Genomic DNA, 781 nt, shown 5'->3' on the forward strand with positions numbered 1-781 from the left:
GGCGGCCCTCGGCGGCGCGGCGCGCCCGCAGTGGCGCGAGCTCCTGGCGGTGCTCTCCGCCTGGGTGTGGGCGGCGCTGGGGGTGCTCGCGCTGGTGCAGGTGCTGCGGGCGGTGCACCGCGCGCTGCGCTGAGGCCGCCCACGGCCCGGTGGCCTAGGCCGGCCCCACCAGTTCGGTGACGATCCGGGCGGACAGCCCCACCAGCGGCAGCCCGCCGCCGGGGTGCGCGGAGCCGCCGACCAGGAACAGCCCCGGCACGGGCGAGCGGTTGGCCGGGCGCAGGAACGCCGCGCGCGCCCCGTCGCTGGAGCTGCCGTAGATGGCGCCGCCGTCGGAGCGGGTGCCGCGCGCCAGGTCGGCGGGGGTGCGGACCTCGCGCCACAGCAGCCGCTCGCGCACGTCGAGGCCGCGCGCCGCCATCAGCGCCAGCACCCGGTCCGCCTCCGCCTCCGCCAGGCCCGGCGCGTCCCAGTCGGTGCCGCGCCCGCCCCCCTCGCCCGCCGGGTCGTGGGCCGGGGCGTTGACGAGCACGAACCACGCCTCGTGGTCCTCGTCGGGGCGCAGCGCGGGGTCGTCGGGGGCGCTGACGTAGACGGTGGGGTCGGCCACGGGCCGCCCGGCGCGCAGGTCGTCGAACTCGGTGTCGTAGTCGGCGCCGAACAGCACGCTGTGGTGCGCCGGGCGCGCGGTGCGCCCGCGCAGCGCCAGCAGCAGCACCAGGCCGCCCGCTACGACGACCACCTGCTCGTCATGGAGCGGGTGCACGAACCGCTGGGGGAG

Annotated in this window: 1 protein-coding gene; it reads right to left on the reverse strand. The window is 79.4% G+C overall.

Going from position 1 to position 781, the window contains the following annotated elements:
* Window positions 1–154 precede the first annotated feature (154 nt).
* Window positions 155–781 (reverse strand): phytoene desaturase family protein (locus tag ABEB16_RS22370; protein WP_425560298.1); only part of this gene is annotated, 627 nt, incomplete at its 5' end.

Origin of the sequence: Kineococcus glutinatus (genome assembly GCF_039542765.1) — a bacterium.
GTDB classification, from domain to species: domain Bacteria; phylum Actinomycetota; class Actinomycetes; order Actinomycetales; family Kineococcaceae; genus Kineococcus_A; species Kineococcus_A glutinatus.